The following is a 16,766-nucleotide window of genomic DNA, read 5'->3' on the forward strand; positions in this document are numbered from 1 at the left end:
TATTCCGACATAGCTCAGTTGGTAGAGCGCTTGACTGTTAATCAAGATGTCGACGGTTCGAGCCCGCCTGTCGGAGTGACGGATGTTAGCCCCCATGGTGTTGACATCTTTTTTATACCATATATGCCGGCTTAGCTCAGTTGGTAGAGCATCGGTATCGTAAACCGAGGGTCATCAGTTCGACTCTGGTAGCCGGCACTTATGAGAGGTGAGATTGCGTATCTCATCTTTTTTATTAGTTACAATCAAATAGAAATTAAGTAACTGTTTAGTGATTCAAGCTGTTAATCGGCTAGAAGCACTGGACAGTTTTTTTGTGGATTAATGGTCAAATAACGCTAGATTTTGTCCATCATATTATCTAGGCAGACTCTTAATAATTATTCGGCAGACGTGTTCGAATATCTTAATTATCTCATTTAAAATTAGAAGTTCATGGCATTGAAGCCGTTTTGAATACGGTCACATTACTTACTAGTAGCGATTTATAGCGATATTAGGCCGTTTTTAGTTAATTTGATTAAATGAGATAAAAATAGTATTGTGGCTTAAAGATTAGAAACTGGTTAAGGGTATTGTTGAATAAGATTAAGGCTAGTATAATAGTTATTATGTTTAATTAAGAAACAAATATTGTGACTTTTAAACTAAAAAGATGATCTGTTTAATGCAGTTTGGAGGAATTTTAATTGGATAACGAACAAAAACTGGATCGGTCGTTCTTTGGCCAACCCCGTGGATTGCGAACATTGTTCTTCACTGAAATGTGGGAACGATTCAGTTATTATGGGATGCGTGCGCTTTTAATCTTCTACATGTACTATAAAGTGTCTCAAGGTGGTCTTGGTTTTGATCAAGCGACTGCTGCATCTATCATGTCGATCTATTCGGCATTGGTTTACGTTTCAAGTGTGTTGGGTGGCTTCTTATCAGACCGTGTCTGGGGTAGCCGGAAGACCGTCTTTATTGGTGGGATCTTCATCATGCTGGGACACATTGTCTTGTCAACGCCATTTGGTGTCAGTGCCTTATTTGTGTCGATTGCCTTAATTGTCATTGGGACTGGGTTATTGAAACCTAATGTCTCAGATATGGTTGGTCAACTTTATACAGAAGAAGATACGCGCCGGGATGCCGGGTTCAGTATTTTCGTCTTTGGGATTAACTTGGGTTCTTTAGTTGCCCCAGTCTTGGTCGGTCGAATTGGCTTAAACGTGAACTTCCATTTAGGCTTCTCATTGGCCGCTATCGGGATGTTCTTCGGGTTACTACAATACTACTTTGACGGTAAGAAGAATTTGAGTAATGCTAGTCTTTACCCAACTGATCCGTTGGAACCTGGTGACTTGAGCAAAGTCTTACGTCGCGTTTTAATCGGGATCGTTGGCTTAGGGTTAGTTTTACTCTTGATGCAACTCATGCATGCGTTGACGTTGGCAAACATCATTACGTTAATCAGTGTCTTGGTTATCTTGACACCAATTGTGTACTTCACGTTAATGTTAACGTCTGAAAAAACGAATGCTCAAGAACGTTCACGCGTTCGTGCTTATATTCCACTATTTATTGCGGCTGCTTTATTCTGGGCAATTGAAGAACAAGGTTCGGCTGTCTTAGCATTATTTGCTGCGGACCGGACGAACTTACACTTCTTAGGCATGAATTTAGCTGCTTCTGATTTCCAAATCTTAAATCCGCTATTTATTATGCTCTATACAACACCATTCGTTTGGTTATGGACGAAGTGGGGTAAGAAACAACCTAGTTCTCCAGCTAAGTTTGCGGTTGGGTTAGTCTTTGCTGGGGTGTCATACTTGATTATGGCGGCACCAGGCTTCTTCTTTGGGACGGCCGGCAAAGTTAGTCCAATGTGGTTAGTTGGTAGCTGGGCCGTGGTTGAAATCGCTGAAATGTTGATTTCACCAATCGGGTTGTCAGTCACGACTAAATTGGCACCAAAAGCCTTCTCGTCACAAATGATGAGTATGTGGTTCTTAACCGATTCAGCTGGTAGTGCGTTAAACGCCCAATTGGTTCGCTTCTACTCAACGAAGACTGAAGTGCCATATTTCGCCATTATTGGGATTTCGAGTGTACTCTTAGGGATTATTCTCTTTGCGATGGTTCCTTGGATTAAGAAATCCATGCAAGGGATTCGTTAACAGTAATTATGCAAAAGGTATGTTATCTTATTGATAACGTACCTTTTTTTTTATTTGGTGAAGTTGAAGGAAGGGATCGCCCCATGGTGCGGGTAGCTTTTAGTAGTGATAATCATTTTGACGTTAATCGGGTGGATGCACAGGTCATGATGCGTCAGCAAGCGGATTATTTATTAGCCCAACATGTCCAATGGTATTTGATTGCCGGAGACTTATTTAATGACTTTCAGCGTAGTCAGCAATACGTGGTCGATTTACAGGCCTTATTAGGCGCTCAGACACGTGTTTTATGGATTGCGGGCAATCATGACATGGTTCATGGCGTGAGCTTTGACGAGCTGGAAACAGGGCATTTTGCTGGCTATTTGCATAACCAATTTGTGGATATCCCGAATACGGACTGGCGGATTATCGGTCATAACGGTTGGTATGATTATCAGTTTGCCCTTAATCAAGGGACGCCAACGACGGCTCGTGAGTACGCACAGTGGAAATATGCCTTTTGGATTGACCGGGCTATCAAACAGCCGCTTAGTGACCCTGAACGCGCTGATCTGATGTTGCAGCAGGTTGAAGCACAATTGATTGCTGCTAAGACTGCTGGCAAGCAGGTGATCCTAATGACACACTTTGTGCCGCGGGCAAATTTCGTACCATTAGGTCGTGGACACCATTTTTGGGAGATGGCGCGGGCCTTAATGGGAACCCCGCGGCTAGGCGAGTTAGTGGAACGCTATCAAGTTGCTCATGTGCTGTATGGTCATTTGCATTTACATCCACAACCACAGCAGTTTGCTCAGACGATGTATTATGATCAAGCGGTGGGCTATGGCCGCAAGCGACTTAACGAATGGCGGACGACAGATTTTATGTCAGAATGGCGTTTAGCAACGTTTTTACTGGATTTATCAGAAAAAATAAAAAAAGTTTGAAAAAAGGCTTGATTTTTTATTCAAAATTATGTATTCTAATATAGTTGAATGATTCATGGAGGGGTAGCGAAGTCTGGCTAAACGCGGCGGACTGTAAATCCGCTCCTTCGGGTTCGGTGGTTCGAATCCACTCCCCTCCATTTAATTATTGGGCTATAGCCAAGTGGTAAGGCAACAGGTTTTGATCCTGTCATGCGCTGGTTCGAACCCAGCTAGCCCAACTTATGATAAAAATTAGTCATCATTGAGAGCTGAAAAGCTTAATATGGCGGCTTTTTTTGTGCATGAATTTTAAATAGTACAAAATAAGGCACAAACGAAATGCACCAAATTTGTACCAGAGTGCACCAAAAAGTGCACCAAGGATTTATATATCCATGTAGTGGGCTAACTTAGTAGCGGCCTCATTTTGTTGTTTCTTTGTGACGTGTAAATAGATGCGTTGTGTGATTTTTAGATCAGCGTGTCCCAGAGTCTTAGATACTTCATTGATTGAGGCACCCGCTTCAAAGGCTAGAGTACAAAAAGTATGCCTAAAAGCATGAATTTTTATACGGCGTAGGCCATACGCTTTACAGATGCTTCTATTCCAGTGGTCGGGTGTACTTGGAACTAATGGCTGATTACTTTTGCTGGCAAATATGAGTTGCTCAGGATTATTAGCGTTATAACCAACCTGAAAGTATTCGCGGGCTTGCAGCATTCGCCACTTACGGAGCCACTGTAACGTTTTTGGATCAACCGTGATTGTTCTAAAGCTACTGTTAGTCTTGGGTGTCTGTACGACTAAATGCCAGTTATCGCCTATTGATTGAGTTTTACTGATTGTTAGTTCACCAGTATCAAAGTTAATATCATGCCACTGTAAGGCTAGGGCCTCACCGCGCCGCAATCCAGTAAAAGCCAGCAAACGAAATAGCATGAATGCTTGTGGGTTGTCATAGTCATAGGCGCATTCTAAAAAGTGAACTAACTCTGTTTTTTCATAAAAATCTATCTTAGTATCATCAATATGGCTTTTCTGCTTAGGAATACTAGTTTTTGCCATAGGATTACGGGTAGTTAGTTCCATCCGCATCCCAAAATCAAAGACGCTAATAACATACGTCCTAAAACGGCGGTATTGTTTTAAGCCATCGTTAAGCCACGTATGAACAATTGACTGGCATTGAGCGACACTGATATTCTTAACCCGCTGAGAGCCTAGTACAGGCATGATATGGAGCCTGAATATGTCTGCTGTCTTAGCCCAAGTAGATTCTTTAACTCGTTGCTTATAATCCTCATCGAACCATTTAGTGTATAGTTCTTTAAACGTTAGATCATTATTTACAATGAACCCTCGTTTCTGAAAACTAACTTGTGAATTTGAAGTCCATAACTGGGCTTCTTTTTTTGTCCTAAATCCGCGCTTATGAACACGTTTAGGCTTACCCGTAGCATCTTTACCAATAGATGTAAAAACCTCCCAGAACTCACCGGACGCATTCTTATATTTACGATATGTTGCCATGATTGATTATTCCTTTCATACCATGCTGGCGAGCGAGGTATGTAGGATTTAGTTTTTTATAAGCTACTCTCTATGTTATTTAAGACATGATTGGTTAGTTTTCTCAATTGCTTTATAGCAATTAGAATACTGTTGTCATCGTAGTCGGTCCAAGTATTATTTTTTAATCCGTTTTCTCGGTCTTTGAGAGACTTATTTAAATTTTCCAACTGCTTTTGAAGTTCACCAATAGACTCCTTCTTTTGAAGTTCATGGTTTTCTTTATATTGATTTTCTTTTTCTAAATACTCTTCTGCTACTTTAAGTGCATAGTCACTATCAATCCCCTTAGTTCTAGCACCAGTATCATCAACAATTACAGTATTTCTTGTTTTTCCTGAGTATTCTGCAAATTCATAGCGCAAAGTGATTCCGTTAATTAGATATTCTAATTGATCTAAGAAGCTTTCCTCACAGTCGAGATAATCATTTATAGTTGCATGATCGAGTCTTGCCTCTCTAGCAGCTAATTGAATTGAATTATCTTCACAGTACTTATTAAGTTTTTTTCTAAAAGAATTTAAATCATAAATATAAAAATCATTATTATCAGTATCGGTATATGTTTCATGTTCAAGATATTTCTCGAAAAGTACGGCACCAATTTCTTTTACTTTGTCAGAGTGTGTCATTTCAATACCTTGAAGAACTGGTATTGAAACATTAAAAAAATCAGCTAATTGTTTCCAAGTATCTAGTTTTGGTTCAGTTTTTGAATTTTCATAGTTATTGAGTGTACCACGCTTAATACCTGTTTTTTGAGACATTTCATCCAGTGTTAACCCAGATTGGTTCCTGAATTCTTTTAATCTATTTTGCATAATATAACATCCTTTGAAATAACAACTTAATAGTTCCTCTTAGCAATAGAATAAACATTATGTTGATTAAAAACAAGAGAAATCTAAAAAAATTAGACTTGAAATCTAATAAACTTAGATGTATTCTATCTAAGAAAGTTAGATATGGAGGCGAGCTAAATGCAAACAATTTCTGATAGTATGCGATCCTTACTGCTCACGAATAAGGGAATGGCGAGTGTTAAGACATTGGCGGATGCAACTGGTGTAAACAGATTTACGTTAACTGATATTTTAACTGGTAAAAGAAATATTGTAAGAAATAGTACGTACGACAAACTAGACTATTGGTTGAAACAATCCAAAAAATAAAGGAGGTCAATACTATGGACCTAGTAACGCTGACGTCACAGCGATTAGATGCGGAGCCGTATACGACTGCTGAAATTATTAGCAAGTATGCTGAAATAGATTCAAGAACAGTAAATAACCGTATCAATCAATATAAGTTTGATTTATTAGAGTTCGGAGCATTGGAGTTTAGCACGATTAAAACGCTAAACCCTAATGGCGGGCGCCCTCGTAAAATCTGGCGCTTAAATGAAGAACAAGCGATGTTACTCATTACCTATCTGGATAACACTAAGCCAGTTAGACAATTCAAAAAGGCACTGATTAAGCAGTTTGCTGCTATGAAGCGTGCCCTTATTGAGCGACAAGCTAAGTTTGAACTGGGTAAGGAGTATTCAAAGAGCTTACATGCTGCAATTAGTGAAAGCCCGGCGCTAGGCGAACACGGCCATTTGTATATCAATATCAACAAGCTGGTATACAAACAGGCGTTAGGGGTCAACGTGAATGAGTTGCGTAATGCGCGGAACATTCCCAAGACGGAAGTTATTACCCACTATCTAAGTGCTAGTGAGGCGGATGCTGTCAAACGAGTTAAGCAGCAGATTAAGACATTACTAGAAATGAAGTTCAATTACCAACAGATCAAGACGGCGTTACAGGTTCAAGGGATCATTTACCAGATACGTTTACAACTACCGGCTAAAGCAATTGTGTAGAGCTTGAGCATGCTTTACTGGGCTATGAAAGGTGGTGAGAGTAAATGAGTGAACCGATGCGGGTTATTTTAGGGGAGGAGCAAGCCCAAGCGTTACGGGATTACGTTTATCAGTTAGTTGCTGATTCTGTGGATGCCGCTAAACGCGATGCTGGGATTAGTCAAAAGTGGTTGCGTAAAACCGATGCATCGAGCTACGCCGGTGTTAGTCCGGTGACTTTTAACAAGTGGGTTAGGAATGGTCTACAGTGTCATGTTATCAATGGCACTGTACTAATTAGTAAGTCTGATATAGACAAGTTTATTAATCGCAATGGCATTTAATTAAAAATTTATGCTGGCGAGCGGGTGTCATTGTGATTAGGGTGGCCAGAAGATATGAGGCTGAGTTGATATATTGGCCAAGTAAGAGAGGTGCTAAGCGGATGGTAAGTAAAGACTTTAAATATCCAATTGAACTAGATCATGCGATGCTAAAGCGATATAACAGCACGCAGGTTGAATTGTTACGGGTACTGAGTGATATGGCAGGCGAAAAGGCCGGGGTTGCTTACATGCAAGAACGGGTTAAAGAGCGAGCAAAGGAATTAGCAAAGCTGGAATATAGATCGTTTCTTGCCACTGATTACCGTTCTTTAATTGAAACGGTAGAGAATGATCTAGCTGATCGAATGGTACAGCTAGATAAAACAGTACATGCTGTAAAGGTAGCTGAGAATTTATTGACCGATCTATTACAGTAAGTTGGGAGTTTAAACCATGATTGAGCGTAAAAAAAGAACCGTACTTTTACTTTGGCGAGTAAGTACGGTTCAAGGTTGCTAAGTCCTATTAGATAACCTTTTTACGCCTTTCATTTTAACAAAATTAAACGGATTTTGAAAGGTGATAGCGATGCAAAAAACAATTAATGAATTATCCGAATTAAACGACTATGCAGATAGAGAAATCAAGTTTGCTAAACGGCTCGGATCGCAAATTATTTCAATGTGTGAGCTGATTAGTCCGACACTAAAACAAGTGGCAAGCGGCAATAGCAGCTATTTAACGATGAATACTAGACAGCTACATGACTTGGTAGAAGATCGAGAGTTAAGCCTATATCAGGCCGCTAATATGTTTGATGTAATTAGTAGTTTAGCAATGGACTTGGATAGTCATAGCGGGCATGTTCAAGCAGCCATCGCCAGTGCAAGTGAAGCTAACGCAAGCAATAAGAAAGAATTAACGGATGGTAGTAGCGATCCTGATCAAAAGTGGGTAAGAGAACCCTATGCAGATCATGGAAAGTGGGTTTCTAATAGTGGAGACTCAACGGAGGCTACGGATCATGAATAAAAATAAGTTGCGTTTAAACTATGCTGCTAACACTTTAGGCGGTACGTTAGTCCAGCTTAATTACTTATCAGAACTTATTGATAAGCTGAACATGACGGATAAGCAGCGGGAACAAATTGTTATGCAGGTTCACAACATTAAAGTAAATAGTCGTGGTGCTATGACGGATATTGCATCGGTGAATGTAGGCATGATCCCATTTAGTGAAACGGTCTAAGGATGGTGGCAATCATGCGACAATCAGCAGTATTAGAAAGGGCGCTACAGCTTGCCAGCGATGGTATTGCAGTATTTCCCTTTACGCCTGATAGTAAAGTACCATTAAAGAACAGCCGTGGTTATCTGGACGCCACGACTGACCAACAGACTATTGCGGGGTGGTTTGAACACGTACCAAGGGCAAACCTTGGTATGCGGTTAGATGCATCGGGCTTGCTAGTGGTAGACGTTGACCGCCATGGCAAGACTGACGGTGTACAGACTTTGAAACAACTTAAAGATCAAGGCAAGCAATTGCCGGCGGCTACTTATATTGAGCAGACTCCCAATAACGGGCTGCATTACTTTTTTAAGTACAATATAGAGTTGCCGATTAAACGGAAAATAGGTTTATACCCCGGCATTGATATGCTGGCGGATTTTGTGTTAATTGCGCCTAGCGTTGTTAACGGCAGTGCTTATAGGGCTATTGAACCTATGAACGAGATTGCTACGGCGCCCCAGTGGTTACTTAATGATTTGTTACCCAGTAAACGGACAAACAGGACACCAGCGCACGCCACGCACATTCGTAAAACATGGGCAGGCAGCGTATTGGATGATTTAGTTACTGGCACCAGCGAGGGCAGCCGTAACAGTTATCTGACGTCCTTGGTAGGCAAATTACTACGGACAGGGTGCCAGAGTGCGACCGCTTATGAGTTATTGCAACTGGCTAACGATCACTTACAGCCACCGTTACCAGATAAAGAGGTTAACACTATTTTCAAGTCAATCATCAAGCGGATTTAGAGGAGGTGAGGACGTGGCAGGCGATGAAGAACTTAAACAGGCGATGAAAGACAGAGACAAACGAATTAGTAAAGTAACACCGCTAAAAGGTTTGGAATGGCAAGACAAGCTAAGGAAGACGGATAGTGGCGGTATTAAACGGGGATCGCTTGTTAATATCCGTCTGTATATTGAAAACGATCCTAACTTAAAAAACGTGTTAGCCTACGATGCGTTTTCCGAAAAGATTGTTAAACTACGATCCAACAAGGCAACCGGATTACTAAAGGGTGATTGGCAAGACACCGATGACTCATTATTGCGGGCTTACTTGGATGAACAATACAATATTTTATTTTCAAAAGATAATTTACTAGATGCCACTATTAAAGTAGCTAGGCTAAATTCGTTTAATCCCGTCAAGGATCGTATCGAGGCTGTTAAGTGGGATGGCAAGTCACGAGCTGAAACGTTCTTTATTGACTATTTAGGAGCGGAGGATAACCACTATACACGGATGGTTACAAGAAAATGGTTAAGCGGTGCTGTAGCTCGTGTTTATCATCCCGGTATTAAGTTTGAGATCATTCCTATGTTGGACGGTGGTCAAGGACTGGGAAAAAGTACCACGGTTAAGAATCTGTACCCTGACTACTTTAGCGACAGTCTAAAGACCATGGGAAAACAAAAGGATGACTATCAAAAGTTATTAGGAAGTTGGATCATTGAACTTGCAGAGTTGTCCGCAATGCAAAAAACGGATATTGAGACCATGAAGAACTTTACTAGTGCGACATCGGACTATTACCGCAATAGCTACGGTCATTTTGCTAGCCAGCATCCCCGAAAAAGTGTTTTTGTTGGTTCAACTAATCAGCATGACTTTTTAAAGGATGTTACTGGAGAACGGCGTTTCTATCCGATAAGGTGCGGCATCAACCCATCAATTAAGAATCCATTGAAACCAGATAAAAACGATATTTTGCAACTACTTGCGGAGGTTAAGCTGTGGGTAGATGCTGGTGAAAAGCTGTACTTTGATAGTCAGACACTAAAAGAGGCTAAGCCATACCAGCAAGAAGCCCAAGTTGTAGATCCGATGAAAGATGCCATTACAGATTACCTTGAAATGATGGTGCCTACTAATTGGAATAAGTTAACAGTTAGCGTAAAGCACTCGTATTTTACTGCAATTCAAAACGGTGAAAGCATTCCTAATAATTGGCTAAATAACCAATTAGAGAAAGAGCGGGAACCAATGCAGCATACGACTACCCGCGAAATATTAGCGGTTGTTTTTGATAAGCAAACTGAGAAGTATCTCGGTGGTAGGACTAATAGCGAGGCTAAGCGAATAAAGCTAATCATGGATAATATGTCTGGCTGGCAATATAAAGCTAATATTGTAACCAATGGAAGGCGTGGACGAGGCTACCAACGTAGTAATAATAGTGCTTTATAAAAATACCCGTGTATAGTGTGTAACCCGTGTGAAAACTGGTATATAGGGATTTGTGAATAGAATTACGTGTGTAGAACGTGTGTTAACGTGTGTAAAGATAAATTACACACGTTAACACGGCATAAACACAGGTTGTTAACGATAGAGATACTGCTACATCAGCGATTTGAGCACCTACACAGGTACACACGTATTAACAAGTAATAAGTAGTAAAAAAGACTAGGAGAGTGAAACTATGTCATTAACAATGATTGAGTATAAGGTACTGAATATCATGCCACGGGGTGCTGGATATCCAGTAACAACGCGCAATATTTGTAAAGCAACCCAATTAAGTGAACGTGAGGTTAGGGGCGCCATTAGTGATTTAATCAGTCTGTATGGCGTACCCATTGTAGCGAACCGTAGCGGTCGTAATACCGGTATGTTTATTGCAACCGATGCGGCCGAGTTAAATATTGGTATTGCGAGTTATAAAACGCAAGTCACCACAATGAACGCCCGTATTAAAGCGATAGAACGTGCAAACTTGGACGGCTGGCAACTGGCTTTAAAACCTGACATTAAACGCCTAGAAGCGCAATCACGGCATGTTCAAGGAGCATAATTGAATAAAGAGCCATTAAAAGCCATCATCCGTAATAGCTAGGGTGATGGCTTTATTAATAATATGCAACAACTGTACCTTTAGTACGCTTGTAACCTGATCGTTTCAAAGAGATTGGATAAACCTCATTAATATTTGATAGTTTTGTTCAAAAAAGTACGAAACTTCATTTAAGTGGTCAACTACCTGACAAAACCTGACATTTTTCTGATGCAAGTAGGTGCACTCTTTTTGGCTTTGTGCGCACCATATAGTGTTAAGCTACCAGCGTATTACTGCAACCCTAGACTGCTAAATACTGGTAATTGTACGTATTAATCGGGGTAATCAGATACGATAAAACGATACTGACATTTCTGACGCCCTAAAAAGAAAATATGGAAATACTTTTAGGGTATGGTATCAATGTACGATAGGACAGTATATTGTTAAGCTATTAATAATTTGGACTATAATATAACCGCTAGCCATTATCTAAATAGTCGGGGTGGCCAGTTTAGATATAGCGGTAAGCATCGGTTGGTAGATGTGGATAGCGATGGCTAGTAATAGTAGCATGCTATAATTAGGATGCTGAGCAAATCACAGCGCGCCTTACGGGGTGGCGCTTTTTTTAGTTTCTAGATGGTAAATCAGGAAACAAACAACACAGATTTAAGTGTAGAAATGCTGTCATGATAGTATTTGTTAGTATTAATTGAATCGGAGCGTTACGAAACAGGTGAAATTGAATTATCGAAATAATTTAGCACAAAACAAACGTTGAAATGCCGTGGTAATGGATTTTATAGGTGATGTTGGCACGGCTTGATGGTAAAAAGAGCGCTCCTTTTAATCGGAGCGCTTTTATATCCTTTAGTCGATGCATGTAAGGTGGAATATGGTGGTATTTTAAAACTGAAAGAGGTGCAGCAGGGATGCACTAATAAAATAGTCATTACAACGTTTCTAAGTGACGGCATACTTACAAAAGCTGCCATTTTATGGCATGAATTAGAAATGTAGCCACCCTAAGAAAACCTAAGTTTGCTAGGGCGTAGTTGCGGTTACGGCCTTAAAACGTAAAGTGATTTGATGCAACACGATGCAACGCTAGGTTAAAACGTTGCATCGGTTAAACAGTGTGCTAATGTTGTTATTGGTAGGGCCAGTAAGCGTTAGTCGTAATGATCGCGAGTGAGGGTATAGAATGTATTGCTGAACTGAATTAGCTAGTGCAATAATTAAACCGGAGATATTGAAGCCCCTAAAAAAGGCGATGCAAAATAAAAAAACCATCCGCTAAGATGATTTTATGTAGTGCCCGCCAGCGTGATTTTTTGAATACCATTGATATTATCGCTATTGTATTCTATTGGTTGTCCATAACCCACAAATGGCTGATATAACAAGTGCTCTGATGCTTATTATATCTATTTGAAACTCATTAATGAGGATAGCGAAAGTGAATACTGAATTACGTTTAGAACGTGCTTGTTTATATTAAAATTGATAAGTATTCGCTTTTAGAAAAGAGGAACGAAAAATATGAAATCATACATAAATAACCATATTTACAAAGCAATAATTAATATTCCGATTTTGTTAATTCCAATGGATTATTTGATATCGACAATTATGAATCTTAATGATGACCATTTGCCCAGGCCTAACCCCGTTACTAAATATTACGCAATTACTGTAATAGCTAATTTTGGTACGATGCTTATTTACTACTTAGTTGACTTGGTTCTAAGTGAGAAAGAGATGACTTTGGAAAAGTGGTTATTGAATAATATACTATTCAGGCATGTTGATAAGTGGTCTTATAACGTTTATGTTTTGTAAGTCTTATGGATTATAGTGGCTATTTTTTGCCTTTTCAGCACATATAATTATCGGACTTGCAGACTTTGAATACGTGTTCAGTAAATATAAAGACTACTTATTTTTATGTGAATCAGGCTTTATAATGACAGCTTTCTGTGCTAGGTTTTCTAAACACTCTTGTAAATAGGCACTATTGTGCTCTGGGTAAATTGGTGTTGTTAGAGGGCAAGGAATTGCCGTATTATATGGCAAACATTTTTGACCACGATAGCAGGGGTCATACCAAACTGAATTAGGATGGTAGCCACGTTTTTTCATTTCATCCATGACTAAAATATGATATTGAAATAGTTTATATGGTGAGTACGTAAATACATAATTAACAGTAGCATGTTTTCTACCCCAGCCATTGCCCCGCAGTGCTGTAATCTCTCGGTGTTGTCCTAATAGTTGCTGACGAGGCAATTTAGTAATTAGTGATTGATGCCAAAGTCTCATAGTAAGCCTCCTATAGCTCATTAATAAGTCGAGAATTGAGTAAGTAAGTTACCTTGTACTTAATAGCTAGCAGTTTCAAAAAGGAGCCCAGCTCATTATTTTCCGGTGTAAGTTTAGTCAATAAAATGAGATAGGTCTTTTTTTCATCCGCTGTGCAAATCTTTTTAAAGTAGCCCCAGACGTGTTGATATGCTGTAGTTAAGGTTTGCTTAGTTGGTTCTATTAACTCAGTAGAAGCGATAATCTTATCAAGAGCCTGTTCTTTATCTGTAGACCAGTCGTTGTTTTTAGCTAGTTGACGGATGTCGTTATATGCTTGCTGTGAATGAGCCATAATCCAATACTTGTTGTAAGCCCATTTCTTTTGCCATGATTCCAAATAATACAGCTTCTTTCAATAATTAGTATATATCGAGTTTAACAGAAAAAACTTGTTTAAATAATTTATGTAGTGCCCGCCAGCGTGATTTAGTTGTCTGGAGCTATGTGTAAAAATACTTTTTTGAGATGAAATGCACCAAAAAGTGCACCACGGATATAATTAAAGAACTAAAAATGCTTGTAATCATTGATATATCAGCATTGTTATTGCTTGCTGGTTCGAACCCAGCTAGCCCAACTAACAAGCAGTCACTACGGTGGCTGCTTTTTTTGTGTTCATGCGTTTTTGATGAATTTATATTCTTTTTTGGTGGCGATTACATAAATCAAATTAAACGTCATCATTTGTCGGTTAAGTGCTATGATACTAACATAGTGTAAAACAATGATGAGGGGGTGTCATGATGACCAATACGGAACGTGTCATTAATGTCTTGCTGGATCTGCTACATGGTGAAGCGATGACGGCTGAAACGTTGGCGGCGAAATATCAAGTGACGTCGCGGACAATTCAACGAGATCTAAAAAGCCTGCGGGATTTGCTAGCTAAAAATGACCCTGATTACACGTATCGTCATGAAGGTCGTCATTATCAACTCACACCTACTAATCAATTACAGCCGGCAGCAGTCTTAGCCATTTTAAAGATCCTGATTGGGTCACGGGCATTAGGTCGGTCCGAGTTAGACTTAATGATGACTGATCTATTAGCGCTGTTAGCGCCAGATGCACGCGACCAAACCAAGAAATTATGTCTCGCAACGTTGAATCAATACTTACCGGTGGGTGCCGGTCAGCAAGATTTGTTGCCACGGATACAACAATTTGCGGATTGGATTGCGACTAGAACAACGTTAACGTTCACGTATCAACATGGAACTAGTCTAGGTATCCAAGATGAAAGCGGACTACCAATTGGGTTGTATTTTGACAACTTCTATTTTTACGTGATTATGTATAGTGATAAAAATCCGCATCGGATCTATCGATTGGATCGATTTAGTAACTTACAAGCCTCAACTGCCGACAAATTCAAACTGGATTATCAACGCAAGATTGATGAAGGCCGATTTAACAATAAAACGTATTTGTTACATGGTGGCAATGAAGTGACCTATCAATTTCGGTATTGGGCCTTGCCGCAAACGGCGCTTGATCGACTACCGCATTCACGAATTGTGAGCTATTATCCTGACAATAGTGTTTTAATTGAAGCTGATTCATTTGAACAGGGTGCTTTGATGTGGATTTTAAGTCAGGCTGAGCATCTTCAAGTGATTGCACCGCCATCATTAATTGAACAAGTGAAATCACTCTATCGCAGTGCTCTCGCACGTTATCAATAACAATAACTAAGAAGCGTTCCACAATTTCTCGTTGAAATTTGTGGAACGCTTTTTAGTTGTGCTTAAAATTGGACCCGTAAATCACCAACGCCGGCAGTGGTCCATTTATAACCACCAGAACGGGCTAATCGCATTAATCGATTGATACGATCACCGTTAGCTGAGCCTAGTGGATTATGACCGTCCATGGTCCAAATGAAAATACCGTTCATCGTTTTGGCCGCGATGACTTGTGCTGGCATTTTCCCCGCATCGAGGTACTTAGCAGCGGTTAACAGGGTCTTTTTAATATGATCGTCAATTGGCTGATCATAAACATCATTATAGATGGCATCAACTAGCGCAAAAACCTCGTCATGAATCATATCTGACATTTGAACGCCCCCCGTAGATTAAAATTTCCCCAGTATAGTTGCCGAAAACATGTCCGTCAATGCCACTGATGCATAAATTTTTTGACTTTTTTCGCGTCAACCACAAAAACGACATAAGGTGTCGCATCACTATGCTAGAATATGGCCATTAGTTAATAAGGGAGCGGCGGCATGATGAACTCACTGGCAATCAACCAGGCTTTAATACAACGACAATTAATGGTGACTTATACACGTTATCAATATAGTGAGGCTGAAACAGTATCACCAATGGGGCCGTTAACGTTGTTGTCACCTGAATATCGACGTTTAACGCAAACCGTGAATCGGATGCAAGTTGTTCAGACAACCGGACCGGTCGTTTTGACTAATTTAACTGAACGAAATGTCGCGGCAAAGTTAATCCAATTATTGGCAGTCCCCACGCTACCACCAGTGATGCAACCAATAGCCCCCAGTTCGGCCGTGCTTCAGCAGGCCTATCAACGCGGGCTATTGGTCACCGGTCGGCAAGTAAACTCATTAACCACCTGGGCAGTACCACATGATCAACTGTTATTAGCCGATTTAGCTGCTCAATCAGTCCCGAGTGTTCTAGCGTTGGGACCGTATGACAACACTAACGTGGCAACGATTATTGACGATCAGCGGCAAGTCGTCTTAAGTCAGTTATCAGCGTCGGCTTTGCCGAAGGGACCAGCAACTTATCAATACACGATTCAGACCACAGCTGGTAAGACCTTACTAACCGGCTTACCATTGGCAGCTGTTACGCCAGCGTTAATTGGTTTGCAATTAGGATTGTCGCCACAGTGGCTGGGGACCTTGTTATTAGGTCAACCGCTATTACCAGCCCAGGTGTTGGCACATTCACAATTGATTTATGAGCAATTACAAGCGACTGCAGCACAACCAATTAAATCAGCAGCCGATGTGATGGCGCTACAAACGGCCACGGATTTGCCAATTGCAACGACTATCGGCCAATATCGCTACTGGGATCAAGCTAATCAGCGGCCCTTAACACCGGCGATTTCAGATCTTCTGGTGGTACCGGCTTTAACCACCCTGTACCATGGGCCTCAAGCTGAGTTACAAACGACTGCTAATCAACTGTCAGCCGGCATCTTGCAAGTGGCGCAGCGCCGGAACTATCGGCTTCAACGGCAATCACGTCAATTGATGACACAAGGTCGTGCCGACCGGTTGCGGTTTAGTCGAGGGCAGTTACAAAGTTTCCAAGCACGTCCGCAATCAGAATCACCATTTGGACAGCCGATTGAGACGGTTTTTCAAGTTTGGTCGGGCAGTGACCAACTTGGTGTTGATTTATCATTTCAAGCATTAGTGCACCAACTCCTAGACCAGATAGATTAGTCGCGGTTTTACCGCGCATACATAGCAAGACTAGTTTAATCAAACTAAATGATGACTGAATGGGGAGT

General features: G+C 40.6%; 18 protein-coding genes and 4 tRNA genes. 17 read left to right on the forward strand and 5 right to left on the reverse strand.

Features of this window, described 5'->3' with window-relative positions; all coding sequences use genetic code 11:
- The first annotated feature begins 3 nt into the window (after window positions 1-3).
- The 6 genes from FFM84_RS15270 to FFM84_RS15295 all read left to right on the forward strand — a co-directional run bounded on the left by FFM84_RS15270 (window position 4) and on the right by FFM84_RS15295 (window position 3,315).
- Window positions 4-76, forward strand: a tRNA-Asn gene (locus tag FFM84_RS15270).
- A gap of 49 nt (window positions 77-125) precedes the next feature.
- A tRNA-Thr gene (locus FFM84_RS15275) sits at window positions 126-198 on the forward strand.
- Between the two features lie 491 nt (window positions 199-689).
- A complete protein-coding gene (locus FFM84_RS15280; protein WP_130843910.1) occupies window positions 690-2,162 on the forward strand; it encodes a peptide MFS transporter in 1,473 nt (490 codons plus the stop codon).
- 83 nt (window positions 2,163-2,245) lie between these two features.
- Window positions 2,246-3,094 (forward strand): metallophosphoesterase, encoded by an 849-nt coding sequence (locus FFM84_RS15285; protein WP_130843911.1) that lies wholly within the window; start codon window positions 2,246-2,248, stop codon window positions 3,092-3,094.
- A gap of 57 nt (window positions 3,095-3,151) precedes the next feature.
- Window positions 3,152-3,234: transfer RNA gene (locus tag FFM84_RS15290), tRNA-Tyr, on the forward strand.
- A 9-nt stretch (window positions 3,235-3,243) separates the two neighbouring features.
- Window positions 3,244-3,315 (forward strand) — tRNA-Gln (locus FFM84_RS15295).
- A gap of 146 nt (window positions 3,316-3,461) precedes the next feature.
- On the opposite strand, the gene FFM84_RS15300 is transcribed toward FFM84_RS15295, so the two are convergent.
- Entirely contained in the window at window positions 3,462-4,607 is a 1,146-nt protein-coding gene (locus FFM84_RS15300; RefSeq protein WP_165450256.1) for a site-specific integrase, read from the reverse strand.
- A gap of 56 nt (window positions 4,608-4,663) precedes the next feature.
- Entirely contained in the window at window positions 4,664-5,467 is an 804-nt protein-coding gene (locus tag FFM84_RS15305) for a helix-turn-helix domain-containing protein (RefSeq protein WP_130843912.1), read from the reverse strand.
- A gap of 159 nt (window positions 5,468-5,626) precedes the next feature.
- On the opposite strand from FFM84_RS15305, the gene FFM84_RS15310 reads away from it, so the two are divergent.
- The 9 genes from FFM84_RS15310 to FFM84_RS15350 all read left to right on the forward strand — a co-directional run bounded on the left by FFM84_RS15310 (window position 5,627) and on the right by FFM84_RS15350 (window position 10,913).
- On the forward strand, window positions 5,627-5,818 hold the full coding sequence (locus tag FFM84_RS15310; protein WP_130843913.1) for a hypothetical protein: 192 nt from the start codon (window positions 5,627-5,629) through the stop codon (window positions 5,816-5,818).
- Between the two features lie 14 nt (window positions 5,819-5,832).
- Complete coding sequence (locus FFM84_RS15315) at window positions 5,833-6,516, forward strand: Rha family transcriptional regulator (RefSeq protein WP_165450257.1); 684 nt, start codon at window positions 5,833-5,835, stop codon at window positions 6,514-6,516.
- A gap of 44 nt (window positions 6,517-6,560) precedes the next feature.
- Window positions 6,561-6,839 carry a helix-turn-helix domain-containing protein gene (locus tag FFM84_RS15320; RefSeq protein WP_130843914.1) on the forward strand — a complete coding sequence of 93 codons (279 nt, stop codon included), beginning with the start codon at window positions 6,561-6,563 and terminating at the stop codon, window positions 6,837-6,839.
- 101 nt (window positions 6,840-6,940) lie between these two features.
- On the forward strand, window positions 6,941-7,258 hold the full coding sequence (locus FFM84_RS15325) for a hypothetical protein (protein ID WP_130843915.1): 318 nt from the start codon (window positions 6,941-6,943) through the stop codon (window positions 7,256-7,258).
- A 151-nt stretch (window positions 7,259-7,409) separates the two neighbouring features.
- Window positions 7,410-7,853 (forward strand): hypothetical protein, encoded by a 444-nt coding sequence (locus tag FFM84_RS15330; RefSeq protein ID WP_130843916.1) that lies wholly within the window; start codon window positions 7,410-7,412, stop codon window positions 7,851-7,853.
- Complete coding sequence (locus tag FFM84_RS15335) at window positions 7,846-8,070, forward strand: hypothetical protein (protein WP_130843917.1); 225 nt, start codon at window positions 7,846-7,848, stop codon at window positions 8,068-8,070. Before FFM84_RS15330 ends, FFM84_RS15335 begins: the two co-directional genes overlap by 8 nt.
- Before the next feature lie 14 nt (window positions 8,071-8,084).
- Window positions 8,085-8,864 carry a bifunctional DNA primase/polymerase gene (locus tag FFM84_RS15340; RefSeq protein ID WP_130843918.1) on the forward strand — a complete coding sequence of 260 codons (780 nt, stop codon included), beginning with the start codon at window positions 8,085-8,087 and terminating at the stop codon, window positions 8,862-8,864.
- Window positions 8,865-8,907: 43 nt separating this feature from the next.
- Entirely contained in the window at window positions 8,908-10,305 is a 1,398-nt protein-coding gene (locus FFM84_RS15345) for a virulence-associated E family protein (RefSeq protein WP_130843944.1), read from the forward strand.
- A 236-nt stretch (window positions 10,306-10,541) separates the two neighbouring features.
- A complete protein-coding gene (locus FFM84_RS15350; protein ID WP_130843919.1) occupies window positions 10,542-10,913 on the forward strand; it encodes a DNA replication protein in 372 nt (123 codons plus the stop codon).
- 1,920 nt (window positions 10,914-12,833) lie between these two features.
- On the opposite strand, the gene FFM84_RS15355 is transcribed toward FFM84_RS15350, so the two are convergent.
- Both FFM84_RS15355 and FFM84_RS15360 read right to left on the reverse strand, forming a co-directional pair.
- Window positions 12,834-13,220 (reverse strand): TIGR02328 family protein, encoded by a 387-nt coding sequence (locus tag FFM84_RS15355; protein WP_130843920.1) that lies wholly within the window; start codon window positions 13,218-13,220, stop codon window positions 12,834-12,836.
- Between the two features lie 10 nt (window positions 13,221-13,230).
- Complete coding sequence (locus tag FFM84_RS15360; protein ID WP_130843921.1) at window positions 13,231-13,599, reverse strand: YbgA family protein; 369 nt, start codon at window positions 13,597-13,599, stop codon at window positions 13,231-13,233.
- A gap of 406 nt (window positions 13,600-14,005) precedes the next feature.
- On the opposite strand from FFM84_RS15360, the gene FFM84_RS15365 reads away from it, so the two are divergent.
- On the forward strand, window positions 14,006-14,947 hold the full coding sequence (locus FFM84_RS15365) for a helix-turn-helix transcriptional regulator (RefSeq protein ID WP_165444270.1): 942 nt from the start codon (window positions 14,006-14,008) through the stop codon (window positions 14,945-14,947).
- A 62-nt stretch (window positions 14,948-15,009) separates the two neighbouring features.
- Here the strand turns inward: FFM84_RS15365 and FFM84_RS15370 are convergent, their stop codons facing one another.
- The gene (locus FFM84_RS15370; protein WP_130843923.1) at window positions 15,010-15,321 is read right to left on the reverse strand and encodes a hypothetical protein; all 312 of its coding nucleotides are present in this window, start codon (window positions 15,319-15,321) and stop codon (window positions 15,010-15,012) included.
- A gap of 174 nt (window positions 15,322-15,495) precedes the next feature.
- Between FFM84_RS15370 and FFM84_RS15375 the strand changes: the two genes are divergently transcribed.
- Window positions 15,496-16,698 (forward strand): hypothetical protein, encoded by a 1,203-nt coding sequence (locus FFM84_RS15375; RefSeq protein WP_130843924.1) that lies wholly within the window; start codon window positions 15,496-15,498, stop codon window positions 16,696-16,698.
- Window positions 16,699-16,766: the final 68 nt, after the last annotated feature.

The organism is Lactiplantibacillus mudanjiangensis (assembly GCF_005405385.1).
GTDB classification, from domain to species: Bacteria; Bacillota; Bacilli; order Lactobacillales; family Lactobacillaceae; genus Lactiplantibacillus; species Lactiplantibacillus mudanjiangensis.

What these genes read in the sequence shown, in the direction of transcription:
- FFM84_RS15285 (WP_130843911.1), top strand. Translation starts at nt 2,246, where the DNA reads ATGGTGCGGGTAGCTTTTAGTAGTGATAATCATTTTGACGTTAATCGG.
- FFM84_RS15300 (WP_165450256.1), bottom strand. Translation starts at nt 4,607, where the DNA reads ATGGCAACATATCGTAAATATAAGAATGCGTCCGGTGAGTTCTGGGAG.
- FFM84_RS15305 (WP_130843912.1), bottom strand. Translation starts at nt 5,467, where the DNA reads ATGCAAAATAGATTAAAAGAATTCAGGAACCAATCTGGGTTAACACTG.
- FFM84_RS15310 (WP_130843913.1), top strand. Translation starts at nt 5,627, where the DNA reads ATGCAAACAATTTCTGATAGTATGCGATCCTTACTGCTCACGAATAAG.
- FFM84_RS15315 (WP_165450257.1), top strand. Translation starts at nt 5,833, where the DNA reads ATGGACCTAGTAACGCTGACGTCACAGCGATTAGATGCGGAGCCGTAT.
- FFM84_RS15320 (WP_130843914.1), top strand. Translation starts at nt 6,561, where the DNA reads ATGAGTGAACCGATGCGGGTTATTTTAGGGGAGGAGCAAGCCCAAGCG.
- FFM84_RS15325 (WP_130843915.1), top strand. Translation starts at nt 6,941, where the DNA reads ATGGTAAGTAAAGACTTTAAATATCCAATTGAACTAGATCATGCGATG.
- FFM84_RS15330 (WP_130843916.1), top strand. Translation starts at nt 7,410, where the DNA reads ATGCAAAAAACAATTAATGAATTATCCGAATTAAACGACTATGCAGAT.
- FFM84_RS15335 (WP_130843917.1), top strand. Translation starts at nt 7,846, where the DNA reads ATGAATAAAAATAAGTTGCGTTTAAACTATGCTGCTAACACTTTAGGC.
- FFM84_RS15340 (WP_130843918.1), top strand. Translation starts at nt 8,085, where the DNA reads ATGCGACAATCAGCAGTATTAGAAAGGGCGCTACAGCTTGCCAGCGAT.
- FFM84_RS15345 (WP_130843944.1), top strand. Translation starts at nt 8,908, where the DNA reads ATGAAAGACAGAGACAAACGAATTAGTAAAGTAACACCGCTAAAAGGT.
- FFM84_RS15350 (WP_130843919.1), top strand. Translation starts at nt 10,542, where the DNA reads ATGTCATTAACAATGATTGAGTATAAGGTACTGAATATCATGCCACGG.
- FFM84_RS15355 (WP_130843920.1), bottom strand. Translation starts at nt 13,220, where the DNA reads ATGAGACTTTGGCATCAATCACTAATTACTAAATTGCCTCGTCAGCAA.
- FFM84_RS15365 (WP_165444270.1), top strand. Translation starts at nt 14,006, where the DNA reads ATGACCAATACGGAACGTGTCATTAATGTCTTGCTGGATCTGCTACAT.
- FFM84_RS15370 (WP_130843923.1), bottom strand. Translation starts at nt 15,321, where the DNA reads ATGTCAGATATGATTCATGACGAGGTTTTTGCGCTAGTTGATGCCATC.
- FFM84_RS15375 (WP_130843924.1), top strand. Translation starts at nt 15,496, where the DNA reads ATGAACTCACTGGCAATCAACCAGGCTTTAATACAACGACAATTAATG.